16 protein-coding genes are annotated in these 19,234 nt (G+C 75.2%); 13 read left to right on the top strand and 3 right to left on the bottom strand.

Features of this window, described 5'->3' with window-relative positions; translation table 11 throughout:
* The first annotated feature begins 22 nt into the window (after positions 1-22).
* The 12 genes from ACZ5NJ_RS06760 (at position 23) to ACZ5NJ_RS06815 (ending at position 16,410) form a co-directional block, all read left to right on the top strand.
* Positions 23-1,369, top strand: a complete 1,347-nt coding sequence (locus ACZ5NJ_RS06760; protein ID WP_468763532.1) for an ABC transporter substrate-binding protein — start codon at positions 23-25, stop codon at positions 1,367-1,369.
* A 4-nt stretch (positions 1,370-1,373) separates the two neighbouring features.
* Positions 1,374-2,315, top strand: coding sequence for a carbohydrate ABC transporter permease (locus ACZ5NJ_RS06765; RefSeq protein WP_468763534.1), 942 nt, complete (start codon positions 1,374-1,376; stop codon positions 2,313-2,315).
* Positions 2,222-3,148, top strand: a complete 927-nt coding sequence (locus tag ACZ5NJ_RS06770; RefSeq protein ID WP_468763874.1) for a carbohydrate ABC transporter permease — start codon at positions 2,222-2,224, stop codon at positions 3,146-3,148. The genes ACZ5NJ_RS06765 and ACZ5NJ_RS06770 overlap by 94 nt, the downstream gene beginning before the upstream one ends.
* A 5-nt stretch (positions 3,149-3,153) precedes the next feature.
* Positions 3,154-4,419: a 6-phospho-beta-glucosidase gene (locus ACZ5NJ_RS06775; protein ID WP_468763536.1), complete on the top strand. Its 1,266-nt coding sequence runs from the start codon at positions 3,154-3,156 to the stop codon at positions 4,417-4,419.
* Entirely contained in the window at positions 4,410-5,399 is a 990-nt protein-coding gene (locus tag ACZ5NJ_RS06780; RefSeq protein ID WP_468763538.1) for an N-acetylglucosamine kinase, read from the top strand. The genes ACZ5NJ_RS06775 and ACZ5NJ_RS06780 overlap by 10 nt, the downstream gene beginning before the upstream one ends.
* A gap of 202 nt (positions 5,400-5,601) precedes the next feature.
* Positions 5,602-6,987 (top strand): hypothetical protein, encoded by a 1,386-nt coding sequence (locus tag ACZ5NJ_RS06785; protein ID WP_468763540.1) that lies wholly within the window; start codon positions 5,602-5,604, stop codon positions 6,985-6,987.
* A 44-nt stretch (positions 6,988-7,031) separates the two neighbouring features.
* Positions 7,032-8,018 carry a glutamate ABC transporter substrate-binding protein gene (locus ACZ5NJ_RS06790; protein WP_468763875.1) on the top strand — a complete coding sequence of 329 codons (987 nt, stop codon included), beginning with the start codon at positions 7,032-7,034 and terminating at the stop codon, positions 8,016-8,018.
* Positions 8,019-8,086: 68 nt separating this feature from the next.
* Complete coding sequence (locus ACZ5NJ_RS06795; protein WP_468763876.1) at positions 8,087-9,349, top strand: hypothetical protein; 1,263 nt, start codon at positions 8,087-8,089, stop codon at positions 9,347-9,349.
* A 5-nt stretch (positions 9,350-9,354) separates the two neighbouring features.
* Positions 9,355-12,195 carry a serine/threonine-protein kinase gene (locus ACZ5NJ_RS06800; RefSeq protein ID WP_468763877.1) on the top strand — a complete coding sequence of 947 codons (2,841 nt, stop codon included), beginning with the start codon at positions 9,355-9,357 and terminating at the stop codon, positions 12,193-12,195.
* Between the two features lie 3 nt (positions 12,196-12,198).
* Entirely contained in the window at positions 12,199-13,932 is a 1,734-nt protein-coding gene (locus tag ACZ5NJ_RS06805; RefSeq protein ID WP_468763542.1) for a protein phosphatase 2C domain-containing protein, read from the top strand.
* 62 nt (positions 13,933-13,994) lie between these two features.
* The gene (locus tag ACZ5NJ_RS06810) at positions 13,995-15,320 is read left to right on the top strand and encodes a vWA domain-containing protein (protein WP_468763544.1); all 1,326 of its coding nucleotides are present in this window, start codon (positions 13,995-13,997) and stop codon (positions 15,318-15,320) included.
* 16 nt (positions 15,321-15,336) lie between these two features.
* Positions 15,337-16,410 (top strand): FHA domain-containing protein, encoded by a 1,074-nt coding sequence (locus tag ACZ5NJ_RS06815; protein ID WP_468763546.1) that lies wholly within the window; start codon positions 15,337-15,339, stop codon positions 16,408-16,410.
* Between the two features lie 2 nt (positions 16,411-16,412).
* On the opposite strand, the gene ACZ5NJ_RS06820 is transcribed toward ACZ5NJ_RS06815, so the two are convergent.
* Positions 16,413-17,441 (bottom strand): methyltransferase domain-containing protein, encoded by a 1,029-nt coding sequence (locus ACZ5NJ_RS06820; protein ID WP_468763548.1) that lies wholly within the window; start codon positions 17,439-17,441, stop codon positions 16,413-16,415.
* A gap of 108 nt (positions 17,442-17,549) precedes the next feature.
* Here ACZ5NJ_RS06820 and ACZ5NJ_RS06825 point away from each other — a divergent pair, with 108 nt between their 5' ends.
* Positions 17,550-17,954, top strand: coding sequence for a globin (locus tag ACZ5NJ_RS06825; protein ID WP_042818584.1), 405 nt, complete (start codon positions 17,550-17,552; stop codon positions 17,952-17,954).
* A gap of 60 nt (positions 17,955-18,014) precedes the next feature.
* Here the strand turns inward: ACZ5NJ_RS06825 and ACZ5NJ_RS06830 are convergent, their stop codons facing one another.
* The gene (locus ACZ5NJ_RS06830; RefSeq protein ID WP_468763551.1) at positions 18,015-18,752 is read right to left on the bottom strand and encodes a DUF8010 domain-containing protein; all 738 of its coding nucleotides are present in this window, start codon (positions 18,750-18,752) and stop codon (positions 18,015-18,017) included.
* Positions 18,749-19,228, bottom strand: coding sequence for an acyl-CoA thioesterase (locus ACZ5NJ_RS06835; RefSeq protein WP_468763553.1), 480 nt, complete (start codon positions 19,226-19,228; stop codon positions 18,749-18,751). The genes ACZ5NJ_RS06830 and ACZ5NJ_RS06835 overlap by 4 nt, the downstream gene beginning before the upstream one ends.
* Positions 19,229-19,234: the final 6 nt, after the last annotated feature.

The following is a 19,234-nucleotide window of genomic DNA, read 5'->3' on the forward strand; positions in this document are numbered from 1 at the left end:
CCCGCAGAGAGCGAGCCCCGCCATGCCCACAGCCGGACGACGCCCCGCCCCCACGGCCACCGCCCTGGCCGCACTGGCCGCACTGGCCCTCCTCGCCACCGCCTGCACCGGCCAGGGCGCCGCCACCGCCTCCGACGACCCGAAGGCGGACACCACCCTCACCTTCTGGCACGGCTGGTCCGCGCCCGGCGAGGTCAAGGCGATCGGGGAGAACATCGCCCGCTTCGAGAAGGCGCACCCGAACATCAAGGTCAAGGTCACCGGCAACATGACCGACGACAAGATCAACCAGGCGCTGCGCGCCGGCGGCGACAAGGCCCCCGACGTGGTCTCCTCCTTCAGCACCGACAGCGTCGGCACGTTCTGCCACTCCGGCGCCTTCGCCGACCTGAACCCCTTCCTGAAGAAGTCCGGGGTCGACAAGACGAAGGTCTTCCCGGCGACCCTGCTGGAGTACACGCAGTTCGACGGCGACCAGTGCACGCTCCCACTGCTGAGCGACGCCTACGGGCTCGTCTACAACAAGACCGCCTTCGCCGCCGCCGGCATCACCGAACCGCCCCGCACCTGGAGCCGGTTCGCCGAGGACGCCCGGAAGCTGACCAAGCCGCGCGGGGACTCGTACGAACAGCTCGGCGTGATGCCCACCTTCCACAGCTACGAGACCGCCCCCATGCGCCTGGCCGCCCAGTGGAGCCCCACCTACTTCGCCGCCGACGGCAGTTCCAACCTGGCGAAGGACCCGGCGTTCGCGAAGATGCTGACCGCCCAGAAGGACCTGGTGGACCAGCTCGGCGGCTACGAGCGGCTGGAACGCTTCCGGGCCGGCTTCGGCGACGAGTGGAGCGCCGAACACCCCTTCCACAAGGGGCTGGTCGCCATGCAGGTCGACGGCGAGTGGCGGGCGGCGATGGCCAAGGAGGCCGGGGTCGGATTCGAGATCGGCACCGCCCCGCTGCCCGTCCCGGACGACCAGGCCGACGACTACGGCAAGGGCTACCTCTCCGGCACCGTGATGGGCATATCGGCGGCGAGCCGCAAGCAGAACGCCGCCTGGGAACTCGTGCGGTACATGACCACCGACACCGAGGCGGTGGTCTCCTTCGCCAACGCCATCCACAACGTCCCCTCGACGCTGGCCGCCCTCGCCTCCCCGCGGCTGGAGGTGACCCCGGAGTTCAAGACCTTCCTCGACATCGCCCGGCACCCGAAGTCCAGCACCACCCCGGCCCGCGCGGACGGCGGCACCTACCAGCTGACCTTCCAGAACTTCGCGTACCGCACCGAGAAGGGCGACGTGCCCGACCTCCGGGCGGGCCTGGCCGCCACCGCCCGGCAGATCGACACCGACATCGCCAAGGCCGAGTAGTCCGATGGCCCCGCCCACCCTCCTGGCCAAGCGCCGCCGCTCCGCCCTGCGGACCGCCGCGTTCCTGTCGCCCTGGCTGATCGGCTCCGCCGTCTTCTTCGCCTACCCGCTGCTGTCCACCGCCTACTTCTCCTTCACCCGCTACGACGGCTTCCGGCCGCCCGCCTTCAACGGCACGGCGAACTGGAGCTACGTGTTCACCGACTACCCGCTCTTCTGGCCGGCCCTGCGCAACACCCTGTGGCTGGTCGTCGTCATGGTGACCTGCCGGGTGGTCTTCGGCCTCGGCGCCGGCCTGCTCGTCACCAGGGTCAAGACCGGGGCCGGACTCTTCCGCACCCTGTTCTACCTGCCCTGCCTGGCCCCGCCGGTGGCCGCGACCCTCGCCTTCGTCTTCCTCCTCAACCCCGGCACCGGCCCCGTGAACACCCTCCTCGACGCGGTGGGGCTGCCCGCGCCCGGCTGGTTCACCGACGCCGGCTGGTCCAAGCCCGCGCTCACGGCACTCGCCGTCTGGGGGGTCGGCGACCTGGTGGTGATCTTCATGGCCGCGCTCCTCGACGTACCGAAGGAGCAGTACGAGGCCGCCGAGCTGGACGGGGCCGGCGCCTGGGCCCGCTTCCGGCACATCACCCTGCCGAACATCTCCCCGATCATCCTGTTCGCCGTGGTCACCGGGGTCATCCAGGCCATGCAGTACTACACGCAGCCGCTCGTCGCCGGGAAGGCCGCCGCCGGGGTGATCGGCGGCTCCGGCCAGCAGTTCGAGCCCGGCTACCCCGACCGGTCCACCCTGACCCTGCCCCAGCTGGTCTACAACCTCGGCTTCCAGCGGTTCGACTACGGCGCCGCCTGCGTGCTCGCCCTCGTCCTGTTCGCCCTGTCCATGGCCTTCACCGCGCTGCTGATGCGCCGCCGCGGCGGACTGACGGGAGCGGAGCGGTGAGCGCCCGCCGCCGCGCCGTCCTGCACTGGATCGGCGTGCACGCCCTGGCCGTGGCCGCCGCCCTGTTCTTCGTCCTCCCGTTCGTCTTCCTCCTCCTCACCTCCCTGATGGGCGACCGGCAGGCCCTCACCCGCGACCTGTGGCCGCGCACCTGGGAATGGGGCAACTACGCCACGGTCTGGCACACCCCCGGATTCCTCACCTGGTGGCGCAACACCCTCCTCTACGCGGGGCTGGGCACCCTCCTCACCGTGGTGTCCTCGGTGCCCGTCGCCTACGCCCTCGCCAAGTTCCGCTTCCGCGGCCGGCGGCTCGCCCTGCTGCTCGTGATCGCCGTGATGATGCTGCCGCCGCAGGTGGTGGTCGTCCCCATGTACCTCTTCTGGGCGAGGGAGCTCGGCCTGTCCGGCACCCTGTGGCCGCTGATCGTCCCGATGGCCTTCGGCGACGCCTTCTCCGTCTTCCTGCTGCGCCAGTTCCTGCTGACCATCCCCGACGAGTACCTCGACGCGGCCCGCGTCGACGGCTGCGGCGAGCTGCGCACCCTGCTGAAGGTGGTCCTGCCGATGGCGAAGCCGGGCCTCGCGGCCGTCGCCCTGTTCCAGTTCTTCGCCGCGTGGAACGACTACTTCGGCCCGCAGATCTACGCCTCCGACAACCCCGCCGCCTGGACCCTCAGCTACGGACTGGAGTCCTTCAAGGGCGCGCACCACACCAACTGGAACCTCACCATGGCGGCGACCGTACTCGTCATGGCACCCGTGATCCTGCTCTTCTTCCTCGCCCAGAAGGCGTTCGTCGAGGGAGTCACCCTGACCGGCGTGAAAGGCTGAAAGCGATGAAACTCGCAGTGGTGGGCGGCGGTTCCACCTACACCCCCGAACTCGTCGACGGGTTCGCGCGGCTGCGCGACACCCTGCCCGTCGGCGAACTCGTGCTGATCGACCCCGCCGCCGAGCGGCTGGAGCTCGTCGGCGGCCTGGCCCGGCGGATCTTCGCCCGGCAGGGGCACCCCGGCCGGATCACCACCACCGCCGACCTGGACGCGGGCGTCGCCGGCGCGGACGCGGTCCTGCTCCAGCTGCGGGTCGGCGGTCAGGCGGCCCGGCTCCAGGACGAGACCTGGCCGCTGGAGTGCGGCTGCGTCGGCCAGGAGACCACCGGCGCGGGCGGACTGGCGAAGGCCCTGCGCACCGTCCCGGTGGTGCTGGACATCGCCGAACGGGTCCGGCGGGCCGCCCCCGAGGCGTGGATCATCGACTTCACCAACCCCGTCGGGATCGTCACCCGGGCCCTGCTCCAGGCCGGGCACAAGGCGGTCGGGCTGTGCAACGTCGCCATCGGCCTCCAGCGGAAGTTCGCCGCGCTGCTGGAGGTGACGCCCGCCGAGGTCCACCTCGACCACGTCGGCCTCAATCACCTGACCTGGGAGTTCGGCGTCCGGCTCGGCGGGCCCGGGGGCGCGGACGTGCTGCCCCGGCTGCTGGCGGAGCACGGGGAGGCGATCGCCGCCGACCTCCGGCTGCCGCGCGCGGTGCTGGACCGGCTCGGCGTCGTCCCCTCGTACTACCTGCGCTACTTCTACTCCCACGACGAGGTGGTCCGGGAGCTCGGCGAGAAGCCCTCGCGGGCCGCCGAGGTCGCCGCCATGGAACGCGAACTCCTCGCCCTGTACGCCGACCCCGCGCTCGACGAGAAGCCCGCGCTGCTGGCCCGGCGGGGCGGGGCCTTCTACTCGGAGGCGGCCGTGGACCTCGCCGCCGCCCTGCTGGGCGGGGGCGGCCCGGCCGTGCAGGTCGTCAACACCCGCAACGACGGCACCCTGCCCTTCCTCCCCGACGACGCCGTCGTCGAGGTCCAGTCGTTCGTCGACGCCTCCGGCCCGGCGCCGCTGGCCGTACCCCGGCCCGACCCCCTGTACACCGGGCTCCTCTCGCACGTCACCGCGTACGAGGACCTCGCGCTGGACGCCGCGCTGCGCGGCGGGCGCGAGCGGGTCGCCCGGGCCCTGCTCGCGCACCCGCTGGTCGGGCAGTTCGACCTGGCGGAGCGGCTGACGGACCGGCTGCTCGCCCACAACAAGGAGCACCTGCCATGGGCGTGAGCCGCCCCTCCCCCGCCGCGGTGCTCGCGCTGGACGCGGGGAACAGCAAGACGGACGCGGTCCTGGTCGGCGCCGACGGCGGCGTCCTGGGCACCGGCCGCGCCGGGGGGTTCCAGCCGCCCCGGACGGGGGTCGCCGCGGCCGTGGACGTCCTCGGGGAGGCCGCCGCCCGGGCCGCCGCGGCCGCCGGGCTGGCCGGGCCGCCGTACGCGGTGCGGATCTCGGCCTGCCTGGCCAACGCCGACCTGCCGGTGGAGGAGCGGCAGCTGGCCGACGCGATCGCCGCGCGCGGCTGGGCGCAGGCCGTCGAGGTGCGCAACGACACCTTCGCGGTCCTGCGGGCCGGGGTGGACCGGCCGCGCGGGGTCGCCGTGGTGTGCGGGGCGGGCATCAACTGCGTGGGGATGCTGCCCGACGGGCGCACCGCCCGCTTCCCCGCGCTGGGCCGGATCTCCGGGGACTGGGGCGGCGGGGGCGGCCTGGCGGAGGAGGCCGTGTGGTGGGCGGCGCGGGCCGAGGACGGGCGCGGCGGGCCCACCGGGCTGGCCCGGGCGCTGCCGGCCCACTTCGGGCTGGCGTCGATGGCCGGGCTGATCGAGGCCGTGCACCTGGGCGGGATCCCGCGGGGGCGGCTGCACGAGCTGGTGCCGGTGCTGTTCGCGGTGGCCGCGGGGGGCGATCCGGTGGCCTCGGCGATCGTGGAGCGGCAGGCCGAGGAGGTGGTGGCGCTGGTGACGGTGGCCCTGGACCGGCTGGGCCTGCTGGAGGAGGAGGTCCCCGTCCTGCTGGGCGGCGGCGTCCTCGCGGCCCGGCACCCGCAGCTCGACGCCCGGATCGGGGACCTGCTGTCCGCCCGCGCGCCCCACGCCCGGCCCGCGGTGGTGACGGCCCCGCCGGTCCTGGGCGCGGCCCTGCTCGGCCTGGACGCGGCGGCCGCCCCTGCGGGGGCGCACGCCAGGCTCCGTGCCCATTTCGAGTGAACCCGCGCCGGGGGCGCGGGCGCGGGGAACCGCGGGGGCGGGTCCGGCGTATTCACGGTGAAGGGGTGGCGGGGGAGGCCGGGGGGAGGGTGATCGGGGCGGTCCGGGGAGGGGATCGTCCAAGATCGGGCACCGGGTGCTGTGGTCCGGCGCCGGTGCGGCCATACTGCTGCGGAGCAGAGGGACCGAGGGGGAGGTCAGGGTGGCCATCACGACACGCCCGTCCGCGCCCGGGGGCGGTGCCTCCGGGGCACCCGCCGGGCCGGCCGGGCGGGGTACGGCCTGGGCCGAGGGCGTGGAGCGGCTGCGCGCGGCGGCGACGACCGAGCCGGGCCGGCTGCGGATCATCGGCGCGGTGCTGGCGGCACTGGTGCTGCTGTTCGGCGCGGTGGCGGTGTGGGAGGTCTCGGGCCGGGTCACCGCCGCGCAGGACGTGGTGGGCCGCAGTCAGCCGCTGAGCGCGGACGCGGCGAGCATCTACCGTTCCCTGGCGGACGCCGACACGGCCTCCTCCAGCGGGTTCCTCGCCGGTGCGCAGGAGCCCCGCGAGGTCCGCCAGCGCTACGAGAAGGACATGGCGAACGCCTCTCGGCTGCTGGTGAACGCCGCCGCGAACACGGGGGCGGGCGGGGAGTCCCGCAAGGAGATAGCGCTGCTCGGCGAGCAGCTGCCGCGCTACACCGGCCTGATCGAGCAGGCCCGCGCCAACAACCGGCAGGGCCTGCCGCTGGGCGGCGCGTACCTGCGCTACGCCAACGAGCAGATGAGCACGGTGCTGCTCCCGGCCGCCCAGCGGCTGTACGAGGCGGAGACCGGGCGGCTGTACACGGACTACGACGAGGCCCGGGGCTGGCCGCTCGGGGCGACGGGGGCCGGGGTGGTGGCGCTCGCCGCCCTGGGGTGGGCGCAGCGGCGCAACTACCTGCTCACCCACCGGGTGTTCAACCACGGTCTGCTGGCGGCGACGGCGGCGACGGCCGTGGTGCTGCTGTGGCTGACGGTGGGGCAGACGGTGGCCCGGTCCGGGCTGGGCGAGGCGCGGGCGGACGGGCAGGAGTCGCTGAAGGTGCTCAACGACGCCCGGATCGCCTCCCTCCAGGCGCGGGCGAACGAGAACCTGACGCTGATCGCGCGGGGCGCCGTACTGGCCGAGGACAAGAAGTCCGACAAGTACGACGTGGACTACACGAAGAACATGAAGCAGCTCGACGCGGGGCTGGCGCGGGCGCTGCGGCTGGCCGACGACGCGAGCGGCCGGGACCCGGTGGCGAAGGCGGCCGCGGGCGTGGCGCAGTGGAAGCAGCGGCACGCGGCGGCCCGGGAGACGGACGTGCGGGGCGACTACGAGCTCGCTCTGCCCCAGGTGATCGGGGGCAAGGGGCACGAGGACAGCAGCGGGGCCTCGTTCGACACGGTGGACGCCTCCCTGGAGCAGGCCGTGGCCCATGAGCAGAAGCAGTTCACCCTGGCGGCCCGGGGCGGGCTCGGCGCGCTGACCGGTCTGGTGACGGGCTCGGCGGTGCTGGCGGCCGTCGGCGCGGGTGCGGCCCTCCTCGGCATCGGCCGCAGGCTTTCGGAGTACAGGTGAGTGCGGTGCGGATACGGCGGACACAGGCGGAGCGGCCCGGCCGGATGGGGCGGGCCGCGCGGCGGCTGCGCGGCTGGGGCGGGGTGAGCGCGATGGCGGCCGCCTGCGCGATGACGGCCGCGGCCGTGCTGCTGCCGCTGGCGCAGTCCTCGCCGGGCACGGGGCACCACCCGGGGGTGGTGCGGGAGCCCGCGTCGATGGCGGCGGCGCCCTTCACCCTCGCCGACACCTGCCAGGACCCGGAGGCCAGCCTGCGGCCGTCCGCGCTGGACGGGCCGACGATCGAGCGGATCCGCAAGGCGGGCAAGCTCGTCGCGGGCGTGGACCAGAACAGCTTCAAGTGGGGCTACCGCAATCCGGACGGTCACCTCGACGGCTTCGACATCGACCTGGTCAAGGCCATAGCCAAGGACATCCTGGGCAGCGAGGAGGCGGTCATCTACCGGGCCATCCCCACCAGCCAGCGGATCCCCGCGCTCCAGGAGGGCCGGGTCGACATCGTCGTGCGGACCATGACGATCAACTGCAAGCGGCTGGAGGACGTGGCCTTCTCCACCGCCTACTTCGAGGCGGGACAGCAGGTCCTGGTGCCCAAGGGCTCCCCCATCACCGGGTACGACGCCTCGTTGAAGGGCCGCCGGATCTGCACGGCCGCCGGGTCCACGGCGGAGACCGCCCTGAAGTCCCAGGGGTACGGGTCGGTGCCGGTGTCGGTGCCCAACCAGCTGGACTGTCTGGTGCGCCTTCAGCTCGGCGAGGTGGACGGGATCATCACCGACAACGCGCTGGCCGCCGGCCAGGCGGCGCAGGACCCGTCGGTGCAGCTCGTCGGCGCGCCGTTCACCCGGGAGTTCTACGGTGTGGCGATGAACAAGGACGCCTCGGACCTCGTGCGCCGGGTGAACAAGGTGCTGGAGAACTACCGGGCGGGCGGCGAGCAGAGCCCGTGGGCGACCTCGTACCGCAAGCACTTCGAGGACGTCCTGCCGAAGGCCGCGGTGCCGCCCGCGCCCAAGTACCGGGAGGGCTGAGGCCGGTGGTGGGGGTACCGCCCGCTCGCGGGGCAGGATCGGAGCCGTACGTGAGCCAGACGGGGCTGATGGACCGGGACGACGTCGACCGTGCGCTGGCACGGCTCGGCGCGGAGCACGAGGCCGTGGAGACCTCGCTGCTGGCGTTGCAGGACCATGCCGGCCGGCGGCTGCTGGAGGGTGCGGCGCTGAGCGGGGTGACGAAGGAGCACTGGGCCGTCGCCGACGCGGCCATGACCCGGCTGTGGACGTACTTCGACGCCTACAGCGGGGCGCTGGCCGCCGCCCGGGAGATCCGCGAGCGGCGCCGCTGGCCGAGCCGGGAGGACCTGGCGGAGCTGACGGAGCGGCTGCGCGGGCCGGGCGTGACCATCGCCGGGGCCGGGGTGGAGGGTGCCGCGCTGGCGGAGCGGTTCTCGCTGGCCGAGCTGGTGGCCCGGATGAACGAGCTGTACGCGGCCTCGCTGGACGTGGTCGTCGCCGCCGACGCCGTGTGGTCGGCGCTGCCCGCGCGGATCGACCTGCTCGCCGCCGAGCTGCACCGGACGCGTTCGCTGGCGTACTCGGTGGGGGTGCGGCCGGGCGAGCACCCGTCGGGGGACGACCTGGAGGAGATCACGGCCGAGCTGGCGCAGTTGCGGGAGACGGTGATCGCCGATCCGCTGGCCTTCTGGGTGCAGGCGGCCGGGAGTGCGGCGCCGGGCGGCGGCCGTCCCGACACCGCCCGCTACGACCGGGCGGCCCGCGCGCTGGACGAGGTACGCCGGGAGGTCGAGGCGGTGCTGACCGTCCGACAGGACGCGGAGGCCCGGCTGATCGCCCTGCGGGACGTGCTGTCGCGGGCCGACCGGACCCTGGCGGAGGCGCGGGTGGCGCGCGGAGAGGTGCTGGCGAAGATCGCGGCGTCGGAGGTCCCGGCGGTGAGCGGTCCGCCGACGGCCCTGCAGGAACAGCTGGCGGCGGCGGCCGAGTACCGGCGGCAGTCGCAGTGGCACCGGCTGTCCCCGCTGCTGGACGCGCTGGAGGACCGGGCCGACGAGGAACTGCGGCGGGCCCGCGAATCGTTGACGGCGGTGACGGCCCCCCTGGCCGTACGGGCCGAGCTGCGCGGGCGGCTCGACGCGTACAAGGCGAAGGTGGCCCGGCACGGCATGGCGGAGGACCCGCTGCTGATCGAGCGTTACGACACGGCGCGGCGGATGCTGTGGAGCGCCCCGTGCGACCTGCGGGTGGCGGAGGGGGCGGTCCTGCGCTACCAGCAGGCGGCGGCCGAGGCGCTGGCCCCGCCGCGGGACCACCGGCCCGAGGGTCCGGGGGAGGAGGAGGCGTGAGCCTGATCGGAACGCCCTGCCTGCGCGCCGGCTGCCCGGGCGCGTACGAGGACATGGGCGGCGGCGAGGTGTACTGCGACACCTGCGGGCTGGCGCCGGTGGGTGCGGTCGCGGCGGGTGCCGAGGAGCTGGTGTCGCCGCCGACGGGGATGACGAGCGCCGCCCGGCACGGGGACTCCCGGGGGTCGGCGGGCTCGCGCGGCTCCGGCCGTTCCTCGGCGTCGGCGCGTTCGGCGTCCTCCCGGTCCTCCTCCTCGCGCCGCTCGGTGTCGGGCCGGCTGTCGCGGTCCCTGGCGGGCTCGGGGTCCAGCAGGTCGGTGTCGGTGCGCAGTTCGGGTGCGGCGGCCGGGTCCTCGGGGCGCAGTCGGCTGGGCGCAGGGCTGGTCAGCGTGCCGGAGGTGCCGCGTCCGGATCCCTCGACGGCGGTGCTGGAGAACCCGGAGGTGCCGGAGCGCAAGCGGTTCTGCTCGCGTGCGGACTGCGGGGCCCCGGTGGGCCGGGCGCGCGGGGACCGGCCGGGGCGGACCGAGGGGTTCTGCACCAAGTGCGGGCACCCGTACTCCTTCGTGCCGAAGCTGCGCGCCGGGGACGTGGTGCACGGCCAGTACGAGGTGGCGGGCTGCCTGGCGCACGGCGGGCTGGGCTGGGTGTACCTGGCGGTGGACCGGGCGGTCTCGGACCGGTGGGTGGTGCTGAAGGGCCTGCTGGACACCGGGGACCAGGACGCCATGGAGGCGGCGATCTCCGAGCGGCGCTTCCTGGCGGAGATCGAGCACTCCAACATCGTGCGCATCTACAACTTCGTGGAGCACCTGGACCAGCGGACGGGTTCGCTGGACGGGTACATCGTCATGGAGTACGTGGGCGGCAAGTCGCTGAAGGAGATCGCGAACGAGCGGCGCCGGCCGGACGGGCGGCGTGACCCGCTGCCGGTGGAGCAGGCGTGCGCGTACGGCATCGAGGCCCTGGAGGCGCTCGGGCACCTGCACAGTCGCAACCTGCTGTACTGCGACTTCAAGGTGGACAACGCGATCCAGCAGCAGGACCAGCTGAAGCTGATCGACATGGGCGCGGTGCGGCGGATGGACGACGAGGAGTCGGCCATCTACGGCACGGTGGGCTACCAGGCGCCGGAGGTCGCGGAGCTGGGGCCGTCGGTGGCCTCCGACCTGTACACGGTGGCGCGGACTCTGGCGGTGCTGACGTTCGACTTCCAGGGCTACACGAACGTGTTCGTGGACTCGCTGCCGGACCCGGAGCACATCGAGGTGTTCCACCGGTACGAGTCCTTCTACCGGCTGCTGGTGCGGGCCACCGACCCGGATCCGGGGCGGCGGTTCGCGTCCGCGCAGGAGATGGCGGACCAGCTGACGGGCGTGCTGCGGGAGGTGGTCGCGCTCCAGACGGGCCGGCCGCGGCCGCAGCTGTCGACGCTGTTCGGCCCGGAACTGCGCGTCCCGGACACCGAGCTGTACGAGGACGCCCCGGGCGCGGAGGTCTCCCGCCTGGGCTCCCGCCCGCTGCCCCGCAGGGGCTTCGCCCTGGGCCGCCGCGGGGCCGCGGCACAAGCCGCGGGGGCGACCGGGGGCGCCGCCGGGGGGACCGGAGGCGCCGGGGGCGCTGTGGAGGTGGCCGGGGGTGCGGTCGGGGCGCCCGGAGCCGTCGGGCTGCCCACGGGCGGCGTCGGGATGGCCGGGGGCGGCGTCGGGATGGCCGGGGGCGTCGTACCGGTACCGGCGGGGCCGGCGCCCGGGGCGGCCGGCACGCCGGGGGCCGGGGTTTCCGTGCTCGGGACCACCGCCACGCACGTGGGCGCCGTCGGCGTGCCCGGGCCCCGGCCGGCTCCGGCGGCACCGGTGGCACCGGCGGCACCGGCTGCCGCCGCCCCCTTCGCCCCCGCCGCGACCCCCGCGGCGGCCGGACTGGCCGCGCTCGACGCCTGCGACACCGCCCTGGCCCTGCCCGTACCGCTGGTGGACCCGGCCGACCCGAACGCCGGGTTCCTGGCGGGGCTCCTCGCCTCCGCCCCCGCCGAGCTGCTCGGCGCGCTCGGCGCGGCGGCCGCCGACTCCGTCGAACTGCGGCTGCGCGAGCTGCGCGCCCGCCTCGAACTGGGCGAACTGGCCGTGGCCGCCAGGGCGCTGGCCGAGCTGGAGGCCAAGTACCCCGACGACTGGCGGGTGGTGTGGGCGCGCGGCATCGCCTCGCTGGCCACCGGTGACGACGAGATAGCGGCCCTGTCCTTCGACGCCGTCTACGACGCCTTCCCGGGCGAGCCCGCCCCCAAGCTGGCGCTCGCGCTGTGCGCGGAGGTCCTGGGCCAGCTGGACAACGCCGCCGAGTACTACCGGCTCGTCTGGATCACCGATCCGGGCTTCGTGAGCGCGGCCTTCGGGCTGGCCCGGGTCCAACTGGCGTCCGGCGACCGGGCGGCGGCCGTCCGCACGCTGGAGTCCGTACCGGAATCCTCCATCCACTACACCGCCGCACGGGTGGCGGCGGTACGGGCACGCCTGCGCGACCGGTCCCCGCAGGAGGAGCTGCTGGCCGACCTCGGGGCGGCGTCCGACCAGGTCGAGGCGTTGCGGCGGTTCGGGCTGGACCCGGAACGCCAGGAGCGGCTGGCGACGGAGGTTCTGGGCTCGGCCCTGGACTGGGTACTGTCGGGTAGCCGGGGTGCCGACCCCGGCCGGAGCTCGTTGCTCGGCAGTCAACTGGACGAGCGGGGGCTGCGCTTCGGCCTGGAGCGCTCCTACCGCGTCCTCGCCCGGCTGGCACAGCGGGGCGAGGAGAGGATCGAACTGGTGGAGCGGGCCAACCGTTTCCGTCCCCGGACGTGGGTGTGAGTGATGTCGATGCATCGGCTGTCGGGCTGCCCCAGCTGCGCGGAGCCCCTGGAAGAGGGTGACCGTTTCTGCGGGGTGTGCGGGTACGCCCTCTCCGCCCCGCCCCCTCCCCCGGACCACGCCCCGACCCTGCCCGACCCGGCGCGCGCGGTCGGGGCCGGCGCCGGGCACCCCGCCGCCGCGGGCGTACGGGCCGCGGGCTACGGATACCCCGGCGGGGCGGGGCAGGAGGCCGGATCCGCCGCGGGTGCGGCCGGCGTGCTCCCCGGCCCGGCCCCGTACGAGCCCGACCCGGGCTCCTACGGCCCGGGTCCCGCGGGGGACCCCGACCCCACTCCCGGCTTCGGCAGCCCGACCGGATCCGCGTACGCGGTCCCGGCCCCGGCCCCGGCGGGCGGCGGCTACGGTGCGCCCGCGCGGCAGGGCGGCCAGGGCTTCGGCTCGGCCGTCGGGGTACCGGCCCCCGGCTGGGAAGGCACCCCGGTCCCCCCGGGCTCCACGAGCCCGGCCTGGCCAGGGGCCGCGCCCGACGGCCACCCCGCCGCAGCCGCACCCGAACCCCACCACGGCTCCGCCCCGAAGGCCGACCCGCACGAGGCCCCGTACGGCACCCCCGGCGGGGAACGGCCCGAAGCCCCGTACGGCACCGCCCCGCAGGCCCACCCGCACGAGGCCCCGTACACCGCCGCCGGGCCGGAGGCGCAAGCGGACCCGTACGGCACCGCCCCGCTCGCGGATCCGCCGGGCGGCGGGGGCGGGCGGACCTGTGTGGCCTGCCGGGCCGGTTCCGTGGACACCGACGGGTACTGCGAGCACTGCGGCCACGCGCAGCCGCGCGAGCGGGACCACCTGGAGGAGGAGCTCTGCAGCGTCGCCGCCGTCAGTGACCGGGGGCTGCGCCACCACCGCAACGAGGACTCCTTCGCGGTGGCGGCCACGGCCCTGCCCGACGGCTCGGCCGCCACCGTCGCCATCGTCTGCGACGGGGTCTCCTCCGCCAGTCGCCCCGACGACGCCTCGGCGGCGGCCGCCGGCGCCGCGAGCGAGGCGCTGCTCGACGCGCTGCCCCGCGGCGCGCACCCGGCGGAGGCCATGCACGAGGCGATCCTCGCGGCCGGCGCCGCGGTGAGCGCCCTCGCCCCGCAGCCCCCCGGCGCCCAGAACGCCCCCGCCTGCACCCTGGTCGGCGCGGTGGTCAGCGGCGGCGTGCTGACCGTCGGGTGGGTCGGCGACAGCCGCGTCTACTGGGTCCCCGACGACCGCGCCACCCTGCCCCGCCGGCTCACCGAGGACGACTCCTGGGCAGCCCAGATGGTGGCGGCCGGCCTGATGGGCGAGGCCGAGGCCTACGCCGACGCGCGGGCGCACGCCATCACCGGCTGGCTCGGGGCCGACGCGTACGACCTCGATCCGCACACCGCCAGCTTCAGACCGGACCACCCCGGTGTGGTCGTCGTCTGCACCGACGGCCTGTGGAACTACGCCGAATCCGCGACGGACATGGCCCGGATCCTGCCGCCGGACGCCGCCGAACGGCCCCTGCACTGCGCCCAGGTGCTGGTCGGGCACGCCCTCGACGGGGGCGGGCACGACAACATCACCGTCGCCGTCGTCCCGTTCACGGCCGCGCCGCCGGAACCGGGACCCCAAGCGGAACCGCAAGCGGAACCCCGAGCGGAGGCCGAAGGGGAGCAGGAGGCGGCGGCCGCGGCCGAGCGGCCGCACCCCCCGGCCTGAGCCGGGCCGCGGCCCGCCCGCCCCGGTACGCCCGTCCCGACAGCCCCCGAGGAGTCATCCCGATGGCGAACTTCGCCAAGCCGCGCGCCCCGCGCTTCGACATGGAGGTGTACCAGAACGAGTTCCTCCCCCAGGGCGGGCGGGACGTGCACGCCATCGTGACGGTGACCTCCACCGGCGGTGCCACCGCCACCGCCGCGCGGGCGCTCGGCCAGGACGCGGCGGTCGTGATCATGGTCGACTGCTCCGGGTCGATGGAGTACCCGCCGGAGAAGATGCGCGGCGCCCGCGAGGCCACCGCCGCCGCGATCGACACCCTCCGCGACGGCACGGCGTTCGCCGTGATCGCCGGCACCCACGAGGCCCGCGAGGTCTATCCCGGCCAGGGCCTCCTCGCCACCGCCGGCCCGGACACCCGCGCCCGGGCCAAGGAGGCCCTGCGCGGCCTCAGCGCGGGCGGCGGCACCGCCATCGGCACCTGGCTGCGGCTGGCCGACGGCCTGCTGCGCCGGTCCACGGCCGCGATCCGGCACGGCATCCTGCTCACCGACGGCCGCAACGAGCACGAGGACCCGGCCGTGCTGCGCGCCACTCTCGACGCCTGCGCCGGCCGCTTCACCTGCGACGCCCGCGGCGTGGGAACCGACTGGGAGGTCAAGGAGGTGACGGGGATCGCCGGAGCCCTGCTCGGCTCCGCCGACATCGTCGCCGATCCCGCCCACCTCGCCGAGGACTTCACCCTCATGATGGAGAAGGTCATGGGCAAGGAGGTCGCGGACGTCGCGCTGCGCCTGTGGACCCCGGTCGGGGCGGAGGTCCGGTACGTCAAGCAGGTCTCGCCGTCCGTCCAGGACCTCACCGGCCGCCGTACCGAGGCCGGCCCCCGTGCCGGGGACTACCCGACGGGCTCCTGGGGCGACGAGGCCCGCGACTACCACGTGTGCGTACGGGTGCCGGACGCCTCCGTGGGCCAGGAGATGCTGGCCGCCCGCGCCTCGCTCGTGCTGCCGGGGCCGGCCGGCGAGCCGCGGCCGCCGCTGGCCCAGGGGCTGGTCAGGGCGGTGTGGACGAACGACCTCGCCGCCTCGACCGCGATCAGCCCGCAGGTGGCGCACTACACGGGGCAGGCGGAGCTCGCGCAGGCTATCCAGCAGGGCCTGGAAGCCCGCAAAATGGGCGACGTCGACGGCGCCACGGCCAAGCTCGGCCGTGCCGTGCAGTTGGCGAGCGCCTCCGGGAACGCCGACACCGCCAGACTGCTCGCCAAGGTGGTGGATGTGGTGGACGCGGCGGCGGGTACTGTGCGCCTGAAAGCCAAGGTCGCCGATGCCGACGAGATGACCCTTGAAACGCGTTCGACCCAGACCGTCCGAGTGAAGAAGACCTGAGAAGAAGCCTGCCGCGATGACGCAGGGAGAAGGGGGAAGCGCCGCGATGCCGACCTGCCCGAACGGGCACCAGTCCGCCGCCGACGACTGGTGCGAGGTCTGCGGCCACCGTATGGCTGCCCCGACGAGTCCCCCCGCGGCGCCCTCCTACGGCTACGGCTACCCTCCCACCACCGGTGAGCCGACCGCCCAGGCGGAGCTGTGCCCGCAGTGCCGGACCCCGCGCGAGGCCATGGCCCCGTTCTGCGAGGAGTGCCGGTACAACTTCCTGACGCGGACGGCGAATCCGTACACCCCGCCGCCGATCTCACCGCCGGCGCCACCGTCCCCGCCGTCCCCGGCCGTACCGGACGCGGGTCCGGCCGGTCCGGGCGCGCAGCCCCCGGGCGGGCCGGCCGGCGGCGGGACCCCGCCGCCCCCTCCGCCGCTGCCGCCGCAGCCGGTGTACTCCCAGGACCACTTCGAGTACCAGGGCTCCCGGCCCTCCCGGGTCAACCGCCCGGCCGAGCCGCTCCAGGCCGAGGACGACTGGCTGCTGCCCCCGCCCGCCGCGCCGGAGCCGCCCGCTCCGGCGGCCCCGCCGGTGGCCCTGGCCCCGCCGCCCCCGCCCCCGGCTCCGGCGCCCGTCCAGCCGCTCCACCAGCCGGAGCACCCGGCGGCGCCCGTCCCGGAGCAGCACGACGGCGGCTCCTGGACCGCGACCATCGGCCCCGACCGCTCGTACTTCATGGCGATGATGCGGCGCAGCGGCCCCGAGGCGGCCGGGCTCAACCTGCCCGCCTACTCCCCCGAGCTGCACCTTCCGCTGTCCGGCGGCCAGATCACCATCGGCCGCCGCCGCGCCTCCACGGGCGAGTCCCCGGACATCGACCTGTCGGTGCCTCCGGAGGACCCGGGCGTCTCGCACAGCCACGCGGTGCTCGTCCAGCAGCCCGACCTCAGCTGGGCGGTGGTGGACCAGAACTCCACCAACGGCACCACCGTCAACATGGGCGAGGAGCCGATCCAGCCCTACGTCCCGGTGCCCCTCGCCGACGGCGACCGGGTCCACCTGGGCGCCTGGACCACCATCACCATCCGGCGCGGCTGAGGCTAGGCCGTCTCCCCCAGGGGCCACACGTAGGGCCCCTGGGGATCGTCGAGCCAGGCCCACTGCCCCTCGGCGGTGACGGTGACCCCGAACCGCTCGCGCGCCGGCCGGCCCTCGCCGCGCCACAGGTCCAGCGCCTCCCGGGGGCGCAGGACGCCCGCGGTGAGGATCAGCAGGAACTGCAGGCGCTCGTTGTCCACCAGTTCGTACGGGACCCCGTGCAGCGGGCCGCCCATCCCGGGCGGCGGCGGTCCCGCCGTGGCCCCCCGCAGCGGGACGAAGTAGGCGGAGGTGTGCAGGAATCGGCCCTCCGCGAAGTCGGCGTCGCGGACCGTGAGAGCGATCAGCCCGGTGGACAGCGGGGCCAGGATCCGTGCGCCCGGACGGCACTGGCCGAGCCAGGCGTGCGGGATCAGCGGCAGGGTGCAGGTCACCAGGATCCGATCGAAGGGGGCGCGGGAAGGGCAGCCGCGCGCCCCGTCCCCGGTGACGACGGCGGGCCGGTACCCGAGCAGCCGCAGGTGGGCCCGGGCCGACTCGGTGATCTCCTCGTCCAGGTCCACCGTGGTGACGTGCTCCTCGCCGAGCCGGTGGCAGAGCAGGGCCGCGTTGTAGCCGGTGCCGGCGCCGATCTCCAGGACGTCGTCCCCGTCGCGGACGTCGAGGGCGTCCAGCATCCTCGCCATCAGGGAGGGCTGGCTGCTGGAGGAGAGCAGTTCGCCGTCGCGCAGCCGGGTCGCGAGCGGGGCGTCGGTGTAGACCCCGCGCAGCCAGCGGGCCCGGCGCTCGGGGTCGGGGTCCTCGGCCCACAGCCGTTCGTGGCCGGCGCCGCGGCCGGTCCAGAAGTAGGGCACGAAGACGTGCCGGGGGACGGCGGTGAAGGCGGCCCGCCAGGCCGGGTCCTCCAGCACCCCGGCGGCGGTGAGCTCCCGTACCTGGGCCGCGTGCGCGATCTCCCGCAGATCGCGCTCCGGCTCCCCCGGTTCCCGCGGGGTGTGTGCCGCGTGTGCGCCCTTGCCGCCCGTGCCCATGTCTCCACTGTGCGGCGGGCGGGCGCCGCGTGCGAGCCCTCCCGGACCCCGCCGGAGAGGGGACCTAGGACCGGGGTCCTCCGTCCGGGTGTCTGAGACGATGGTCGGGTGAATGACGATCCGCAGAGCAACGTCCAGGAGACGACCTTCTTCGAGCAGGTGGGCGGAGAGGCGACGTTCCGCCGTCTGGTCCACCGCTTCTACCAGGGTGTCGCGGAAGACCCGCTGCTGCGTCCGATGTACCCGGAGGGGGACCTCGGGCCCGCCGAGGAGCGGTTCGCGCTGTTCCTGATGCAGTACTGGGGCGGCCCGGGCACGTACAGCGAGAACCGCGGGCACCCGCGCCTGCGCATGCGGCACGCCCCGTTCCAGGTGGACTCGGCCGCGCACGACGCGTGGCTGAAGCACATGCGGGAGGCCCTGGACGAGCTGGGCCTGGCACCGGAGCACGAGGCGCAGCTGTGGCGGTACCTGACCTACGCCGCCGCCTCGATGATCAACACGGCGGGCTAGCGGGCGGCCTGGCGGGCTTGCGTCCCCGCGGCCCGGGCGGGGCCGCGGGGTCGGGGAAGCCTAGAGCGGCCGTACCTGGAGGGCGCCGAGGCCGCCGCCCGGTCCGGGCAGGCGGGTCGCGACGGACCCGTACGGGGTGCTGAGCCGCAGCCAGCCGCCGGAGGCGAACAGCGCCACGGGGGCGGGGACGCCGCCCGGCGCGCCGGGCGCTCGGCCGGACGCGGGGGCCGGCACGGTGGCGCGTACGGGCCGCAGGAAGCCCAGGGACTGCGCGGCGTGCACGGCGCGCAGCGGGAGCTGGGTGTCGCCGAGCGTCCGCGACCAGATCTCGCGGCCGATGCGGTCGCGCTCGGAGCGGGTGCGGTGCTGCGGGGGCAGGGCCTCGTCCCGGGCCCGGAACTCGGCGACGGCCGCGGCCAGGACCGCCCGTACGGCGTCGGGCCGGGGCAGTCCGGGCACGGGCCGCCAGCCGCCCTGGGGCGGCAGGACGCCCGTCCAGGGCGGGCCGGTGACGGCGCCCGGAACCCGGGCCCCGGCGCCGGTCTCGTCCACCGACTCCAGCAGCTCGCCCGCGGACACGGTCACGTCCAGCGGCGTCGCGAGGGGTGCGGCGAGCCGCACCGCGCGGACGGCGAGGACCTCGAAGGACGGCGGCCGTCCGAAGACGGCGAGCGCGCCGCCGCCCGCCCGCCCCTGGAGGCGGACCGCGGCGGCACGGTCGTAGTGCACCAGCCGGCCCAGGAAGGCGGCGAGGTCCGCCGCCTCCCCGGAGTCGGCGAAGTGCAGCTGCTCGGTCATGCCGCGAGGCGCCCTTCCGTGCCCTTGGGGCGGCCGGCGGCACGGCCCGCGGGCTCCTCCAGGTACTCCTGGAGGAAGACCCGCTCCTCGTCGGTGATGCGGCGCGGCCGCCCCTCGGCGAGGTTGTAGGGCACGACGACCGTCTCGGCCCGGACGTAGACCGTCTCGGGCGCGTCCTCGGTCGCCTCGTCCTTGACCTCGTAGCGGATGGTCAGGGACGCGGCGCCTATCCGGGTGACCCAGGACTCGATGAGCACCGGCTCGTGCCGGTGCACGAGGGGCAGCTTGTAGTCGATCTCGTGGCGGGCCACGACGGAGCCGCCCGTGAAGGACTCGCTGCCCTCACCGGGCGCCAGGCGGAACATGAAGTCGATGCGCGCCTCCTCCAGGTAGCGGAGGAAGACGACGTTGTTGACGTGCCCGAAGGCATCCATGTCCGCCCAGCGCAGCGGGCACCGGTAGTGGTGTCTGGCCATGTGCGC

The sequence above is a fragment of the Streptomyces sp. NPDC032091 genome, from assembly GCF_055580265.1.

Coding starts and splice junctions, on each gene's coding strand:
- ACZ5NJ_RS06765 (WP_468763534.1), top strand. CDS start 1,374: ATGGCCCCGCCCACCCTCCTGGCCAAGCGCCGCCGCTCCGCCCTGCGG.
- ACZ5NJ_RS06790 (WP_468763875.1), top strand. CDS start 7,032: ATGGGGCGGGCCGCGCGGCGGCTGCGCGGCTGGGGCGGGGTGAGCGCG.
- ACZ5NJ_RS06780 (WP_468763538.1), top strand. CDS start 4,410: ATGGGCGTGAGCCGCCCCTCCCCCGCCGCGGTGCTCGCGCTGGACGCG.
- ACZ5NJ_RS06815 (WP_468763546.1), top strand. CDS start 15,337: ATGACGCAGGGAGAAGGGGGAAGCGCCGCGATGCCGACCTGCCCGAAC.
- ACZ5NJ_RS06795 (WP_468763876.1), top strand. CDS start 8,087: ATGGACCGGGACGACGTCGACCGTGCGCTGGCACGGCTCGGCGCGGAG.
- ACZ5NJ_RS06810 (WP_468763544.1), top strand. CDS start 13,995: ATGGCGAACTTCGCCAAGCCGCGCGCCCCGCGCTTCGACATGGAGGTG.
- ACZ5NJ_RS06830 (WP_468763551.1), bottom strand. CDS start 18,752: ATGACCGAGCAGCTGCACTTCGCCGACTCCGGGGAGGCGGCGGACCTC.
- ACZ5NJ_RS06775 (WP_468763536.1), top strand. CDS start 3,154: ATGAAACTCGCAGTGGTGGGCGGCGGTTCCACCTACACCCCCGAACTC.
- ACZ5NJ_RS06835 (WP_468763553.1), bottom strand. CDS start 19,228: ATGGCCAGACACCACTACCGGTGCCCGCTGCGCTGGGCGGACATGGAT.
- ACZ5NJ_RS06760 (WP_468763532.1), top strand. CDS start 23: ATGCCCACAGCCGGACGACGCCCCGCCCCCACGGCCACCGCCCTGGCC.
- ACZ5NJ_RS06805 (WP_468763542.1), top strand. CDS start 12,199: ATGTCGATGCATCGGCTGTCGGGCTGCCCCAGCTGCGCGGAGCCCCTG.
- ACZ5NJ_RS06820 (WP_468763548.1), bottom strand. CDS start 17,441: ATGGGCACGGGCGGCAAGGGCGCACACGCGGCACACACCCCGCGGGAA.